Source organism: Myxococcaceae bacterium JPH2, from assembly GCA_016458225.1.
In the GTDB taxonomy this organism is placed as follows: domain Bacteria; phylum Myxococcota; class Myxococcia; order Myxococcales; family Myxococcaceae; genus Citreicoccus.
Genome location: JAEMGR010000007.1, coordinates 195,375 through 209,719, shown reverse-complemented (window position 1 = coordinate 209,719; position 14,345 = coordinate 195,375). Strand labels below are relative to the sequence as shown.

Here is a 14,345-nt window from a genome sequence, read left to right as displayed (position 1 = left end):
GGCGACATGAACGTGAACTCACCCCAGGGATTTGGCCACCGGGCGCGCCGCGCCTTCATGCGCACCGTCACCCTCCTCGTCATCTTGACGCTGGGGGTGGGCATCCTCTTCCTCCTCGGGAAGATCAACGCCCGGACCTTCACCCTCACCGTGGACAACGGCGCGCTGGTGGTGATGAAGGGCCGCAACCTCCCCACCGGCGCCGCGCCCTACCAGCCCGGCGACGCGCGGCTCGCGGACGCCTACGCCCCCATCCCCCTGGAGGGCCAGGACGCCACCCTCCTCACCCTCCAGAGCTACTCCGAGCGCGACGAGCTGGACCGCGCCCTCTTCCCCCTCCTGGAGTCGCTGGCCCGGCCCCGCATCGCCTCGGATGAGCCCGCCCGCGTGGACCGGGGCCTTTACTACCTGCGCCGCGCCGAGAAGCTCTCCGGCCTCACCGACGAGCAGCGCCGCGCCCTCCAGGGGATGCTCGCGGACGTGGCCTACTACCAGGCCCGCCAGAAGCTCGAGGACGCCCGGCGCCTCGTCTCCGAAAGCCTGGCCCAGCTCAAGCTCGCCGCGGAGAGCCAGAACCGCCACGCCCGCAACGCCAACCAGATGCTCTCCACCGTGGGCCCCCCGGCCCGGGACCTGGAGGAAGCCCTCCGCCGCGCCGTGCACACCGAAAGCGGCCCCCAGGAGGCCCAGGACGGCGCCACGGCCCCGACGCGGCAGGTCTCCCCCTCTCCCCTGCCCCCTTCCGCGCCCGGCGCTCCCGCGCCCGCCCAGGCCCCCGCAACCCCCGCCCAGGCTCCGGACGCCGGCCCCACTCCCTGAGCCGGAAATCCCCCGCCCACCCTGTCAGGTGGTTCACAGCGGGTATTTCCCCCACACGGACTCGATGTCATCTCAGTGTCTTGAAGAGAACGTGACGGAGTCGCCAAAAACCGCCGCGGGGATCGATCGTAGATTGCAAATGTCGATCCCAGGCGGACACAAGATCTCGCGTTGACAGGCCATGGGTGCCCCCATACCTTGTGCCCGTCGATGGTTCCCCCACCACCGACGGTGTCGGCTGAGGGGGTCTTGGAGGAGATGTGGTTTTCTTGCTCACCGCGCCCATCTGCCCCAAAACGAACCTCACGCCAGCCGATACACCTAGACGTTAGACCCTCCCGCCCGACGCGGAGGGTCTCCCCTGAACAGATTTTCATGTAACGTGGCGGGGAATCACCCTTCCCCCGAACGGGACCGGTGTCCGTCCCGTGGCCACGCCGTTGTCTTGCCAATGCTTCACTTGGAGTGAGCCGCTCGTGACCGTCGAAACGCCCATGAAGCCGACCGCCGCCACCACCCTGCCCCTCCCGCCCGCGCCCCCGGTCACGGCCGCGCCGGCCACCTCCCCTCAACCGGCGCAAAGTCCGGCCGAGTTCGGCACGACGACCATGCGGGTGCGCAAGCGCAACGGCACGGCGGAGCCGGTGGACCTGAACAAGATTGTCCGCGCGGTGGGTCGCAGCTGCATGGGGCTGTCGCGCGTGGACGTCATGCGCGTGGCCACCAAGACCATCAGCGGCCTGTATGACGGCGCCACCACGCGCGAGCTGGACAGCCTCTCCATCCAGACCGCCGCCGCACTCATCGTGGAGGAGCCCGAGTACGCGCGGCTCTCCTCGCGCCTGCTCGCCACCTTCATCCAGAAGGAGGTCAGCAACCAGGACATCCACTCCTTCAGCCAGTCCATCGCGGCGGGCCACAAGCACGGCCTCATCGCGGACCGCCTGCTGCAGTTCGTCCAGGCCAACGCGCGCAAGCTCAACGCCGCCATCGACCCGGTCCGCAACGACCTCTTCGAGTACTTCGGCCTGCGCACCGTCTATGACCGCTACCTGCTGAAGAACCCGCAGACGCGCGAGGTCCTCGAGACGCCGCAGGAGTTCTTCCTGCGCGTGGCGTGCGCGCTCAGCGGCGACAACGCGCGCGAGGCCATCGAGCTGTACCGCCTGTTCAGCTCGCTGGAGTACCTGCCCAGCTCCCCCACCCTGTTCAACTCGGGCACCCGCCACGAGCAGCTCTCCAGCTGCTTCCTCTTGGACTCGCCCGCGGACGAGCTGGACTCCATCTACAAGAAGTATTCCGACATCGCGATGCTGTCGAAGTTCTCCGGCGGCATCGGCGTGGGCTACCACCGCGTGCGCGCGCGCGGCTCGCTCATCCGCTCCACCAACGGCCACTCCAACGGCATCGTCCCCTGGCTCAAGACGCTGGACGCCTCGGTCGCCGCGGTGAACCAGGGCGGCAAGCGCAAGGGCGCGTGCTGCGTGTACCTGGAGACGTGGCACGCGGACATCGAGGACTTCCTCGAGCTGCGCGACAACACCGGTGACGAGGCCCGCCGCACCCACAACCTGAACCTGGCCAACTGGGTGCCGGACCTGTTCATGCGTCGCGTGGAGAGCGACGGTGACTGGAGCCTGTTCGATCCGAAGACGGTGCCGCACCTGACGGACCTGTGGGGCGACGCCTTCGAGAAGGCCTACGCGGAGGCCGAGGCCTCGGGGATGGCGCTGCGCAAGGTGAAGGCGCGCGACCTGTACGCTCGGATGATGAAGGTGCTGGCCCAGACCGGAAACGGCTGGATGACCTTCAAGGACCTGAGCAATCGCAAGAGCAACCAGACCGCGAAGCCGGCCAACGTCATCCACCTGTCCAACCTCTGCACGGAGATTCTGGAGGTCACCAGCCAGGGCGAGACGGCGGTGTGCAACCTGGGCTCGCTGAACCTGGGCCGGATGGTGGCGGACGGGAAGTTCGACTTCGACCGCCTGCGCGCCAACGTGCAGCTCGCGCTGCGCCAGTTGGACCGCGTCATCGACCTCAACTACTACCCCATCCCCACCGCCGCGGACTCCAACCGCCGCTGGCGCCCGGTGGGCCTGGGGCTGATGGGCCTGCAGGACGTGTTCTTCCAGCTGCGGCTGCCCTTCGACGCCCCCGAGGCGCGCGCGCTGTCGCAGAAGATCTCCGAGGAGATCTACTACTCGGCGCTGAGCACCTCGGCGGACCTGGCCGAGCAGTTCGGCGCGCACCCGGGCTTCTCTGAGACGCGGGCCGCCCAGGGCGAGCTGCAGTTCGAGAGCTGGGGCGTGGTGCCGGAGGACACCGCGCGCTGGAGCGCGCTGCGCGCCCGCATCCAGAAGACGGGCCTGCGCAACTCGCTGATGATCGCCATCGCGCCCACCGCCACCATCGCGTCCATCGCGGGCTGCTACGAGTGCATCGAGCCGCAGGTGTCCAACCTGTTCAAGCGCGAGACGCTCTCGGGTGACTTCCTCCAGGTGAACCGCTACCTCGTGCGCGACCTGCAGGCGCTGGGGCTGTGGAACGACAGCACGCGCAACCGCATCAAGATGGCCGAGGGCAGCGTGCAGGACCTCACCGAGCTGCCCGCCGAGCTGCGCAACGTCTACCGCACGGCATGGGAGGTCCCCATGCGCTCGCTCATCGACATGGCGGCGGACCGCGGCGCCTTCATCGACCAGAGCCAGTCGCTCAACCTCTTCGTCGAGACGCCCAACATCGGGAAGCTTTCTTCCATGTACTTCTACGCATGGCAGAAGGGGTTGAAGACCACCTATTACCTGCGCTCGCGTCCGGCCACGCGCATCGCCAAGGCCACGGTGGGCGCCAGCGGCGCCGCCGCGACCTCGGCCCCCGCTCCTGCCCCCATGGCCCAGGCCATGCCCGAGGCGGAAGCCGTGGCGTGCTCGCTGGAGAACCCCGAGTCGTGCGAGGCGTGCCAGTAGGCGCGCCGTCGCACCTCCGCCCGGACCTTGAAGGAGTCACGGAAGCAATGCTGCTCGACCCTGGATTGAACCTGACGCTGCGCCCCATGGCCTATCCGGTCTTCTTCGAGATGTACCGGAACGCCATCAAGAACACGTGGACCGTGGAGGAGGTGGACTTCTCCACGGACCTGGTGGACTTGCGCTCGAAGATGACCGAGGCGGAGCGTCACCTCATCCACCGGCTGGTGGCGTTCTTCGCGACGGGTGACTCCATCGTGGGCAACAACCTGGTGCTCAACCTGTACAAGCACCTGAATGCCCCCGAGGCGCGCATGTACCTGTCGCGCCAGCTCTACGAGGAGGCCCTGCACGTCCAGTTCTACCTGACGCTGCTGGACACCTACGTGCCGGATCCGGCGGAGCGGGCCAAGGCCTTCGCGGCCATCGACAACATCCCCTCCATCCAGCGCAAGGCCGCCTTCTGCATGAAGTGGATGGACAGCATCCACGACGTGCAGGCCGCTCGGACGAAGGAGGACCGCCGCCGCTTCCTCCTCAACCTCATCTGCTTCGCGGGCTGCATCGAGGGGCTCTTCTTCTTCGCCGCGTTCGCCTACGTGTACTTCCTGCGCAGCAAGGGCCTGCTCAACGGGCTGGCCGCGGGGACGAACTGGGTGTTCCGCGACGAGAGCGCGCACATGGCGTTCGCCTTCGAGGCCATCCAGGTGGCGCGCAAGGAGGAGCCGGACCTGTTCGACGCGCGCATGGAGCGCGACGTGGAGCAGATGCTCCGTGAAGCGGTCGAGTGCGAGACGACCTTCGCGCAGGACCTGCTCAGCGGCGGGGTGGTGGGCCTGTCCACGCAGGACATGCGCGGCTACCTCGAGTACGTGGCGGATCAGCGCCTGCTCATGCTCGGGATGGCGCCCGTGTTCCGCACCAAGAACCCGCTGGGGTTCATGGAGCTGCAGGACGTGCAGGAGCTCACCAACTTCTTCGAGCGCCGCGTGTCCTCGTACCAGGTGGCCGTGGGCGTGGGCGCGGCGAACGACGTCGTGTTCGACGCGGCCTTCTGACGAGCGGCGCCTCCCCTCCTCCGGGAAGGAAGGCGCCTTCGGTTGTCCTCAGGTGGGGTTCTCGCGCCGGTCGCGCAGCAGGCGCTCCCGGCGCTGCCGCTGTAGAGAGCTCTCCGCCGTGGCCGCGGTGATGGGCCGCGCCACGGTCTGGATGACCGAGCGGTACACCGCCGCCGCCAATCCCGCGCCAATGCAGGGCGCGATGATGAAGAGCCACAACTGGCCCAGGGCGTGCCCGCCCACGAAGAGCGCGGGCCCCAGGCTGCGGGCGGGGTTCACGGACGTGTTCGTCACCGGGATGCCCACCAGGTGGATGAGCGTCAGCACCAGGCCAATGGCCAGGCCCGCGAAGCCCACCGGCGCCTTCGAGTCCGTGGCGCCCAGCACCGTCAGCACGAGGAGGAAGGTGAGCGCCACCTCGGCGAGGAAGGCCGCGCCGCCGCCGTAGCCTCCGGGAGACCAGGTGCCATAGCCGTTGGTCGCCAGCCCCTCCTGGGACGCCGAGTAGCCCGCCGGCACGCCTCGGGCAATCATCAGCACCACCGCCGCGGCGAGGAACGCGCCCAGGCACTGGGCCACCACGTAGCCCAGCGCGTAGCGGCGCTCCAGCTTGCCCGCCAGCACCAGTCCCAGCGTCACCGCGGGGTTCACATGGCAGCCGGAGATGGGCCCTATCGTGTAGACCATCGCGAGCAGCGACAGGCCGAAGGCGAGCGCAATCCCCGCATAGCCGATGTCATCGCCCGCCAGCACGGCGGCCCCGACTCCGCCCAGCACCAGGACGAAGGTGCCCACCAGCTCCGCGGTGTACTTGCGAAGCGCGTCATCGCCGGTGGCGACGGCCGCCTCCTTCTCCGCCTTCACGTTCGACGCATCCATGCGCAACCTCCCGGCTCCGGGCCGGGCACGCACACGAGGTGCCCGCGGCTCCTGAAGCCCAAGGGGATGCTGCGCATGCCTCGCCTCACCACCAGGGACCAGCCGCCCCCCGGTCGGAAGGCGGCGAGGCTTGGCGGGGGCGCGCCTACTTGCCCTTCCAGACGCCGATGAAGTTGATGTTCCGGTACTTCTCGCCGTAGTCCAGGCCGTACCCGACGACGAAGTGGTCGTCGATGACGAAGCCCTTGTAGTCGATGTTCACCTGCGTGCGAGCGCGCGCCGGCTTCTCCAACAGCGAGCACAGCTTCAGCGACGCGGGGTGACGCGCGGCCAGGTTCTCCATGAGGAAGCTCATGGTGAGGCCCGTGTCGATGATGTCCTCGATGACGAGCAGGTGCTTGCCCGCCATGGGCTTGCTGACGTCGGTGGTGATGCGCACCTCGCCCGTCGACTCGGTGCCGCCCTGGTAGCTGGACACGCCCAGGAACTCGAGCGTCAAGGGCAGGTCGATGGCCCGCGCCAGGTCGGTGGCGAAGAACACCGAGCCCTTCAGCACGCAGACGAGCGTCAGCTCCTTGCCCTGGTAGTCACGGGTGATGGCCGCGCCCAGCTCCTTGATGCGCGCGTGCAGCTTCTCCTCGGAGATGAGGACGTCGACATCCTTCTGGTGGAACGTCACGGGTGCTCCCTCTACACGTAGGCGTTGTTCATGATCTCCCCGAAGCCGCCGCCGCCGGGGACGATGTACTGCCGGTCATCCAGGCCCCGCTCCTTCTCCCAGAGCGCGCCCGGCTCGGTGCCGAACACCTCGGGCGGGGACAAGCCGCGATCCAACCGGAGCGCGTAGATGATGACGTCCGGGTGCTCCTTCGTCATCCGCCGGAGGTACTCGGGCGTGATGATGAGGTTGAGCGTGATGATGCGCCGGGCCTTGCCGGGCACCTTCGTCTTGTAGAGCTGGATGGCCGTGGACAGGCTGCCGCCCGTGGCCCCCATGGGGTCCGGGAAGAGGACGAACGCGTCGTCCACGTCGCCGCCAATCTTCGCGCCGCCAATGGACGAGCCCACCACCGTCTCGGCCGCGTCGATCATCCGGCTCATGATGATGTGGTCCTGGCGCACCAGCGTGGGGTCCACCGTGAAGTTCAGCAGGTCGTACGTCACCTGCGACGGCAGCGTGCCCGCGCGCGCGATGTTCACCGTCACCACGCGCAGCTGCGGCTCCACCACCTCGCCCTGGTAGATGCCCAGCGGCGTGTGATCAATCATCCGCGTGGGCAGCGCCACCATCTTGCGCGGGAACTCCGCGTTGATGACCGTCTTCACCAGGTCCGTGTAGAGCAGCTCCACCAGCCGGTTGATCTGCGGCTGCAGCGTGCCCTTGGCGCACAGCGTGGCCAGCTGCGACAAGAGGAACGGGTTGCCCACCAGGTGGACGTTGGGCCCGTAGTGGTGCGCCATCTCGTTCAGCCGGAAGGGCACGTTCGAATAGAGGGTGTCGCGCATCGCTCGGTCTCCAGGCGGCGGGCCCCAGGCCCGGGCCGCGCGTCGATTCAGTCGAACAGCTTCAACGTCTGCGGCGGCGTGCCTTCCGTGGGGTCCGGAACATGGCACTTGCGGCAGCGCGGCTCGTACGCGCCCGCCGCGCCCACCATCACCCGCTCGCCGCTGGAGAGGATGCGCTGGGAGCGGTTGGCCGGATTGCCACACACCACACAGATGGCCAGCTCCTTCGTCACGTACTCCGAGACCGCCATCAGCTGCGGCATCGGCTCGAACGGGCGGCCCTGGTAGTCCTGATCCAACCCCGCGCAGATGACGCGCAGGCCCTTGTTGGCCAGCGCCTCGCACACCTGCACCACCTCGGGCCCGAAGAACTGCACCTCATCAATGCCCACCACCTGGGTGTCTGCCTCCAGGTGATAGAAAATTTCTTCAGCCCGCTCGATGGGATTGGACGTCAATTTCAGCTGCGAGTGGCTGACCACCTGTGTCTCGTCGTAGCGCGTGTCCAGTCGAGGCTTGAACACCTGGACCTTCTGCTTGCCGTACACGGCGCGCTTGACGCGGCGGATCAACTCCTCCGTCTTACCGGAGAACATGGATCCGCAGATGACTTCTATCCACCCGATATCTTTAGGGAATTGGTGCAAGGAAGGCTCGCCAGACGGAGGGCGGAGGGGCGCAATCTCGTGCACGGTCCCCCCTGAGTCAATTTCCCTTTTCGAACGCCTCGCCAGCCACCCGCGCGCGGTGCTGGCGCGCGACGCGGCCTTGGCAAGCGCCTTGAAAGAAGTCCGCTCGGGCTTGGGGAATCGGGCGAGGGGGCGGGCGTGGCGGCGACGGTCGAGCAGGCGCAGAGCGCGGCGTGGACGAAGCGGGCTTCTTTCTATGCGTCACCGGCCTCGGTGGCGCTCCTGCTCCTCAACTTGTTCGACGGGCTCTTCACCCTGCTCTTCTTGCAGCTGGGTGTGGCCGAGGAGCTCAACCCGGTGATGCGCGTGGCGTACGAGCAGTCACCGCTCTTCTTCATGTTGTCCAAGCTGCTCATCGTCAACGCGGGCCTGTGCCTCTTGTGCTTGCACCGCCACATGAAGGCCAGCCGCATCGCGATTCGCGCCGGCGCCATCATCTACGCCATCATCGTCGTCTATCATCTGGCCTTCCTCACCCACCTGGTAAGTCACTGGCCCGCCATCCTGGGTGGCAGGCCGGTTTGAAGTGCTCGGTACGGTGCACTTGCACTCCGGGCGTGCTTGCATTTCCCACCCCTCATGTCCCAGGCTTCCCGGTTAGCTCCGACCTTTCGGGTTCGGGGGGGGACCATGAACATCACCGACGTCCGGGTGTTTCCGGTCGAAGAGGACAAGCTCAAGGCGTATGTCACCATCACCCTGGACCACTGCTTCGTCATCCGTGACTTGAAGGTGATCCACGGCTCAACCGGGCTCTTCATCGCGATGCCCGCGAAGAAGCGGAAGGATGGGACGTACAAGGACATCGCGCATCCGCTCAACGCGGACACGCGCAGCCAGATGGAGCGGGTGATCCTCATCGAGTACGAGCGACACCTCCATCAGGCGCAAGCTGGGCAGGTCGTCGCGGTGGCAGCGGACCTCGACTAACGCGCTTCCCTTCCGCGCGGCCACGGGATAGTCAGCGGCCCACCATGCAGCCGCGTGACTTCAAGGTGTTCACCGGGAACTCGAATCCCGGTCTGGCGCTTCGCATTTGCGAGTACCTCAAGCGCCCCCTGGGCAAGGCCGTCGTCGGGCGATTCTCGGACGGGGAGATCCACGTCGAGATCGGCGAGAACGTGCGTGGACTGGACATCTTCATCATCCAATCCACCTGTCCTCCCTCGAACGATCACCTGATGGAATTGCTCATCATGTGTGACGCGCTCAAGCGCGCCAGCGCGGGCTCCATCACCGCCGTCATTCCGTACTACGGCTATGCCCGGCAGGATCGGAAGGTGGCGGCGCGCACGCCCATCACCGCCAAGCTGGTGGCGGATCTCCTGGGCGTGGCGGGCGCCACCCGCGTGGTGTCCATGGACATGCACGCCGGGCAGATCCAGGGCTTCTTCAACATCCCGTCGGATCACCTCTACGGCTCGCCGGTCTTCCTGGAGGACCTGCGCAAGCGCTTCCCCGAGTCGAACGACCTGGTCATCGTGAGCCCGGACGCGGGCGGCGTGGAGCGCGCGCGCGCCTACTCCAAGCGCCTGAACACGGGCCTGGCCATCATCGACAAGCGCCGTCCGCGCCCCAACGCCTCGGAGGTGATGAACCTCATCGGCGACGTGAAGGGCAAGGACGCCATCCTGGTGGATGACATGGTGGACACCGCCGGAACGCTGGCCCAGGCGGCCGCCGCGCTGAAGGACAAGGGCGCGCGCCGCGTGGTCGCCTACGCTGTCCACCCCATCCTCTCGGGCCCGGCCATCCAGCGGATCACCGACTCGGTGCTGGAAGAGGTCGTCTTCACGGACACCGTGCCGCTGTCGGCCGAGGCGCAGGCCTGCCCGAAGATTCGCGTGCTCACCACCGAGCGCCTCTTCGGCGAGGCCATCGCGCGCATCCACCGCGCGGATTCGCTCAGCTCCCTCTTCGTCTGAGCGGCTTTCCCCCTGCCCGCCGGGCGGCTTGACTCCAGGCCCCCCGGCTGGCATGTGCACCCTCCTCCACCGGCCTCCCCTGCTTTTCGGGGGCGTCGTCATCGGGGCCCGCCACAGGGGCGGGATGCCGAGGACGCCCAGGAAGCCGGTGCACCCGCGGTCCCAAGAAAAGGCAGAACCATGTCCGTCGACAAGAGCACCCTCGAGGCCCAGGCGCGTGAAGGTTCCGGCAAGGGCGTTGCCCGCCGTCTGCGCGCGAAGGGGCAGATCCCCGCCGTCATCTACGGCAAGCACCTGGCGACCCCGCAGCACATTGCGGTGGATCCGAAGGCGATCCGCACGGCCATCAACACGCCGCACAAGTTCAACACGCTGATCCAGCTGAAGGTGGGCTCGGACACGCACCAGGTCCTCCTGAAGGACTACCAGCAGGATCCGCTCACCCGCAGCATGCTCCACGCGGACTTCATCGCCGTGAAGGAGACGGAGCAGGTGAAGGTGAACGTGCCGCTGGTCCTCACCGGCAAGGCGGCCGGCGTGGCGGATGGCGGTCTGCTCACGCAGATCCGCCGCGAGCTGGAGGTCTGGGCGCTCCCCACGGCCATCCCGATGGCCATCGAGGTGGACGTCTCGGCGCTCAAGATCAACGAGGCCATCCACGTCAACGACATGAAGCTCCCCGCGGGCGTGTCGGTGAAGACGAACGTCAACTACACCGTGGCCGTTCTGTCCGCGCCTGAGGCGCTCGAGGCGGCTCCGGCGGCGGCGGCTGCGGCGGCTCCGGCCGCGGCGGCTCCGGCGGCGAAGGCGGGCGACGCCAAGGCGGGCGACGCCAAGGCGGCCCCTGCGGCGGCCAAGGCTCCGGCGAAGAAGTAGTCCCTCGTCGCGGTCTGTGTTTCCTTCGCGGGGCTGGCCTTGTCATGGGGCCGGCCCCGCGGTCATTTTTGGGAGCCATCTCCTCGGAGCGGTCATGAAGCTCATCTGCGGACTGGGAAACCCCGGGCGCGAGTACGAGCGGAACCGGCACAACATCGGGTTCATGGTGGTGGACGCGCTCGTGGGCCGCGCCCGCGCCGACCTGAACCAGGACAAGTTCCAGGCCCGCGTGGGCCAGGGCACGCTCGCCGGCGAGCGCATCCTCTTCGTCGAGCCCCAGACGTACATGAACCTGTCGGGTCGCTCGGTGGCGGAGGCCGCGCGGTTCTACAAGATCGCGGTGGAGGACGTGCTCGTCATCCACGACGAGCTGGACCTGCCCCTGGGCCGGCTCCAACTGAAGGCGGGCGGCGGCTCGGGCGGCCACAACGGCCTGAAGAGCATCGTCTCCAGCCTGGGCGCGGACGCCTTCATCCGGCTGCGCTTCGGCATCGGGAAGCCGGAGGGCCCCAATGCCCGGGAGCGCGTGGCGGGCTACGTGCTGTCCAACTTCGATGACGGCGAGCGCCGCGAGCTGGACGCCCTGACCGACCGGGCGCTCGACATGGCCGAGTGCTGGGTGCGCGACGGACTGGCCACCGCGATGAATCGGTTCAACCGCAAGGCCTGAGCCCTTGGGGCGCGGGCGGCTTGACTTGGGGGATGGCCCCCCTTAGAAGGCCCGTTCCCCGGGTGTGACAGTCCGCTGTACCGGGATGCTCTTTTTCATCTTCCCGTGTTCCGCACGGGACAAGGCGCGGCGGTGACGGGCGCGCAGGTTTCCCGTCCCCGGTTGTGGCTTCTGGGCCACGGACCGTTTCCCCGCTCCCCGGATAGGCCGGGGGGCACTCGACCCCAAGGGGAGAGAAACATGGCAGAGACGCAGGCCGCCAAGCGGCTTCGTGAGTACGAGACCATCTTCCTGGTCAAGCCGGACCTCACCGACGACAACGTCGACAAGATCAAGGAGCGCGTTCGCTCCATCGTCACGCGTGAGGGTGGCAAGGTCATTCGCTTCACGGTGTGGGGCAAGAAGAAGACCCTGTTCCCCGTGGCGAAGCAGCCCCGCGCCATCTACGTCCATACGAGCTACCTGGGTGACGGCAAGGCCGTGGCCGAGGTGGAGCGCAACCTCCGCAACCTCGACGAGGTCTCCCGCTACATCTCCGTGAAGATCGCGGACGAGGTGGATCCCGAGACGCGTCCGGTGCTCGAGGACGTGAAGCTGGCCGGCGACGTCGAGGAGACGCGTCCGGGCGCCGCTTCCGATCGCGATGGCTCCTTCCGGGCCGAGCCCGTCGAGGAGTCTGGGGCCGAGTCCGAGGAGGAGTCTCCCGAGGAGGCCTGAGGGCCCCCGGTAGACATCTCCTAGAGACCTATCCAGGAAAAGAGAGACTTCATGAACACGGACAACAAGATGAGCACGGGCGCCTCGGGCGCTCGGGGCCCTGGCGGTGGCGCGCGGGGCGGTGACCGCGGTGACCGCGGCGGCGAGCGTGGTGAGCGCGGCGGCGATCGCGGCGGTCCCATGGGCGACGACGACAAGCGCGGTGGTGGCCGCGGCTTCGGCCGCAAGAAGGTCTGCCGCTTCTGCGCCGAGAAGAACGCTCAGGTCGACTTCAAGGACCAGGCCACGCTGAAGTACTTCGTGACCGAGCGCGGCAAGATCATCCCCCGCCGCATCTCTGGCAACTGCGCGAAGCACCAGCGCGAGGTGGCGGTGGCCATCAAGCGCGCCCGTGGCATCGCGCTGCTCCCCTACAACGCGGTCGTCGGCTAGCCGTCCGCCCAGGAGACTGAACATGAAGGTCATTCTGCGAGAGGACATCGACAACCTCGGCAAGTCCGGGGACCTCGTGACGGTGAAGGACGGCTTCGGCCGTAACTTCCTGCTGCCCCGCAAGAAGGCAGTGCTGGCGAGCGAGCAGAACATGCGCCAGCTGGACCACGAGAAGGCCGTCATGACGGCCCGCAACGCCAAGCTGAAGGGCGCCGCGGAGGAGCAGGCCAAGAAGGTCGGCGCCACCAAGGTCACCATCAAGCGCAAGGTGGGCGAGCAGGACAAGCTGTACGGCTCCGTCACCGCGCTGGACATCGCCGAGGCGCTCGCCGCCGCGGGCCAGACGGTGGACCGCCGTCACATCCACCTGCCCGAGCCCATCAAGGCGCTGGGCAGCTTCGAGGTGGAGCTCCGGCTGCACCGCGACGTGGTGGCGAAGATCAAGGTCGACGTCGCGGCGGAGTAGTCCGTCCTCGCGTCACCGTTGAAGTTCGGAAGGGCCGTCCGGGAAACCGGGCGGCCCTTCTGCTTTGGGGCCAGGAAGTCCGGCTGGCGCCGCGGGCGGTCCGGCTCACGACATGCGCGTGGAGGGCTGGGACGGCCGCGCGTATCGAGGGGCGAAGGAGGCCGCACATGAACGCGTCCACACGCCCCGCATCCGAGCACCGCCCCGACCTGGACTGGCTCCGGGTCATCGCCATCGCCCTGCTGCACTTCTTCCACACCGGCATGATGTTCAACCGGTGGGACTGGCACGTGAAGAGCCCGGTGCCCCTGCCCGCGCTGGAGCCGCTCATGGAGTTGCTCCACCTGGTGCGCATGCCCCTGCTGATGGTCATCTCTGGCGTGGGGACGGCGCTCGCGCTGCGCCACCGCTCGCTGGGGTCCTTCGCGAAGGATCGGACGAAGCGGCTCCTGTGGCCGCTCGTGTTCGGGATGTTCATCATCGTCCCGCCGCAGATCTACGCCGAGCGCCTCCAGCACGGCGCATTCCACGGCAGCTACCTGGACTTCTATCCGTCGGTGTTCGAGTTCGTGACGTATCCCCGGGGCAGCCTGAGCTGGCACCACCTGTGGTTCGTCGCGTACCTCTTCGTGTACTGCGTGCTGGCGCTGCCCCTCTTCGCGTGGCTGGAGACCCGGAGCGGGCAGGCGTTCCTCGCGCGGGCCAACGCGTGGCTGTCACGCGGGTTCAACGTGGCGCTGCTGTGCCTCCCCCTCGTGCTGAATCAGGTGGTCCTGAACCGCGCCCCGGAAACGCACGCGCTCTTGAATGATCCGCGCACCTTCCTGCACTACGGGATGCTCTTCCTCTTCGGACACCTCTTCGGCCGCTGCCCTGGGGTGTGGGAGCGACTGGTGGAGCTGCGCCGCGTGCTGCTGGGCATCGGGGTGGCGGTGATGCTGCCCATGCTCCCGGACGACGAGTTCCCGCTCGTGGCGGAGCGCCTGGGCCAGGGCATCATCCTCTGGACGCTGCTGCTGTCGGCGCTGGGCCATGCGCACGCCCACCTGCTCACGCGGCCCGCATGGCTCGCGCACGCGCAGGAGCTGTCGTATCCGTTCTACATCTTCCACCAGACGGTCATCGTCGTCCTGGGCCTGGCGATGCTGCGCCTGCCGCTGGGGCCCTGGGCACTCTTCGCGGCGGTGCTGACCGCCTCGTTCCTGGTCACCTGGGCGCTGTGCGAGATGGTTGCCCGCGTGGGCTGGCTGCGTCCCTGCTTCGGCATGAAGCCCCGCGCCGCGCGTCGCCAGCCGAGCCCCGTCTCCTCGCTCCCCGCCTCGGGGCATACTGCGTGAGC

At 67.8% G+C, this 14,345-nt stretch carries 16 protein-coding genes; 12 read left to right on the top strand and 4 right to left on the bottom strand.

Annotation, left to right across the window (positions count from 1 at the left end; all coding sequences use genetic code 11):
• Window positions 1–6: 6 nt before the first annotated feature.
• The 3 genes from JGU66_14510 (at window position 7) to JGU66_14500 (ending at window position 4,846) form a co-directional block, all read left to right on the top strand.
• Window positions 7–819, top strand: a complete 813-nt coding sequence (locus JGU66_14510) for an IF-2 protein (protein ID MBJ6761984.1) — start codon at window positions 7–9, stop codon at window positions 817–819.
• A 494-nt stretch (window positions 820–1,313) separates the two neighbouring features.
• Window positions 1,314–3,788, top strand: coding sequence for a ribonucleoside-diphosphate reductase subunit alpha (locus JGU66_14505; protein ID MBJ6761983.1), 2,475 nt, complete (start codon window positions 1,314–1,316; stop codon window positions 3,786–3,788).
• Between the two features lie 47 nt (window positions 3,789–3,835).
• The gene (locus tag JGU66_14500) at window positions 3,836–4,846 is read left to right on the top strand and encodes a ribonucleotide-diphosphate reductase subunit beta (GenBank protein ID MBJ6761982.1); all 1,011 of its coding nucleotides are present in this window, start codon (window positions 3,836–3,838) and stop codon (window positions 4,844–4,846) included.
• 48 nt (window positions 4,847–4,894) lie between these two features.
• Here the strand turns inward: JGU66_14500 and aqpZ are convergent, their stop codons facing one another.
• The 4 genes from aqpZ to JGU66_14480 all read right to left on the bottom strand — a co-directional run bounded on the left by aqpZ (window position 4,895) and on the right by JGU66_14480 (window position 7,878).
• Window positions 4,895–5,725: an aquaporin Z gene (aqpZ, locus tag JGU66_14495; protein ID MBJ6761981.1), complete on the bottom strand. Its 831-nt coding sequence runs from the start codon at window positions 5,723–5,725 to the stop codon at window positions 4,895–4,897.
• 145 nt (window positions 5,726–5,870) lie between these two features.
• Window positions 5,871–6,404 carry a hypoxanthine phosphoribosyltransferase gene (gene hpt, locus JGU66_14490; GenBank protein ID MBJ6761980.1) on the bottom strand — a complete coding sequence of 178 codons (534 nt, stop codon included), beginning with the start codon at window positions 6,402–6,404 and terminating at the stop codon, window positions 5,871–5,873.
• An 11-nt stretch (window positions 6,405–6,415) separates the two neighbouring features.
• Window positions 6,416–7,231 (bottom strand): uracil phosphoribosyltransferase, encoded by an 816-nt coding sequence (locus JGU66_14485; protein MBJ6761979.1) that lies wholly within the window; start codon window positions 7,229–7,231, stop codon window positions 6,416–6,418.
• A 47-nt stretch (window positions 7,232–7,278) separates the two neighbouring features.
• Window positions 7,279–7,878, bottom strand: a complete 600-nt coding sequence (locus JGU66_14480; protein MBJ6761978.1) for a thymidine kinase — start codon at window positions 7,876–7,878, stop codon at window positions 7,279–7,281.
• Between the two features lie 180 nt (window positions 7,879–8,058).
• Between JGU66_14480 and JGU66_14475 the strand changes: the two genes are divergently transcribed.
• The 9 genes from JGU66_14475 to JGU66_14435 all read left to right on the top strand — a co-directional run bounded on the left by JGU66_14475 (window position 8,059) and on the right by JGU66_14435 (window position 14,343).
• The gene (locus JGU66_14475; GenBank protein ID MBJ6761977.1) at window positions 8,059–8,445 is read left to right on the top strand and encodes a hypothetical protein; all 387 of its coding nucleotides are present in this window, start codon (window positions 8,059–8,061) and stop codon (window positions 8,443–8,445) included.
• 105 nt (window positions 8,446–8,550) lie between these two features.
• Window positions 8,551–8,850, top strand: a complete 300-nt coding sequence (gene spoVG / locus JGU66_14470) for a septation regulator SpoVG (protein MBJ6761976.1) — start codon at window positions 8,551–8,553, stop codon at window positions 8,848–8,850.
• Window positions 8,851–8,894: 44 nt separating this feature from the next.
• Window positions 8,895–9,845, top strand: coding sequence for a ribose-phosphate pyrophosphokinase (locus JGU66_14465; GenBank protein MBJ6761975.1), 951 nt, complete (start codon window positions 8,895–8,897; stop codon window positions 9,843–9,845).
• Between the two features lie 180 nt (window positions 9,846–10,025).
• Window positions 10,026–10,721, top strand: a complete 696-nt coding sequence (locus JGU66_14460) for a 50S ribosomal protein L25/general stress protein Ctc (GenBank protein MBJ6761974.1) — start codon at window positions 10,026–10,028, stop codon at window positions 10,719–10,721.
• Window positions 10,722–10,815: 94 nt separating this feature from the next.
• Complete coding sequence (locus JGU66_14455) at window positions 10,816–11,391, top strand: aminoacyl-tRNA hydrolase (protein ID MBJ6761973.1); 576 nt, start codon at window positions 10,816–10,818, stop codon at window positions 11,389–11,391.
• Between the two features lie 240 nt (window positions 11,392–11,631).
• The gene (gene rpsF / locus JGU66_14450; protein MBJ6761972.1) at window positions 11,632–12,108 is read left to right on the top strand and encodes a 30S ribosomal protein S6; all 477 of its coding nucleotides are present in this window, start codon (window positions 11,632–11,634) and stop codon (window positions 12,106–12,108) included.
• Between the two features lie 51 nt (window positions 12,109–12,159).
• Window positions 12,160–12,540: a 30S ribosomal protein S18 gene (locus JGU66_14445; protein MBJ6761971.1), complete on the top strand. Its 381-nt coding sequence runs from the start codon at window positions 12,160–12,162 to the stop codon at window positions 12,538–12,540.
• Window positions 12,541–12,562: 22 nt separating this feature from the next.
• Entirely contained in the window at window positions 12,563–13,006 is a 444-nt protein-coding gene (locus JGU66_14440; GenBank protein MBJ6761970.1) for a 50S ribosomal protein L9, read from the top strand.
• A gap of 167 nt (window positions 13,007–13,173) precedes the next feature.
• The gene (locus tag JGU66_14435) at window positions 13,174–14,343 is read left to right on the top strand and encodes an acyltransferase (GenBank protein MBJ6761969.1); all 1,170 of its coding nucleotides are present in this window, start codon (window positions 13,174–13,176) and stop codon (window positions 14,341–14,343) included.
• Window positions 14,344–14,345 lie beyond the last annotated feature (2 nt).